At 47.9% G+C, this 238-nt stretch carries 1 protein-coding gene; it reads right to left on the bottom strand.

Features of this window, described 5'->3' with window-relative positions; genetic code table 11:
* The coding region (locus AA105894_RS08500) for a hypothetical protein (RefSeq protein WP_267311344.1) at window positions 1–194 on the bottom strand (194 nt) is incomplete at its 3' end.
* Window positions 195–238: the final 44 nt, after the last annotated feature.

Here is a 238-nt window from a genome sequence, read left to right as displayed (position 1 = left end):
CGAAGACGAACAACATTCGCACCGTCCTGACAGATCGAACCTATATCAATCGAGACAGCCTCGAAAATCTCCCTGCGAACATTGTAGAACTGGCTCCGCTTGAGAACAGTTCGAATATCAACACCAGTACGCCAGAGCGCAATAACAGCCCTATGACGTGGCTTAAGCTCCTGCTCGACCTCAACCTCAATCATCTGATCTTCTCCGATCTCTATTTTGGCGAGATATCTGGAGAAAA

Origin of the sequence: Asaia spathodeae NBRC 105894, assembly GCF_025994195.1 — a bacterium.
Lineage (GTDB): Bacteria > Pseudomonadota > Alphaproteobacteria > Acetobacterales > Acetobacteraceae > Asaia > Asaia siamensis.
This window is presented reverse-complemented; position numbering and strand designations above follow the sequence as displayed.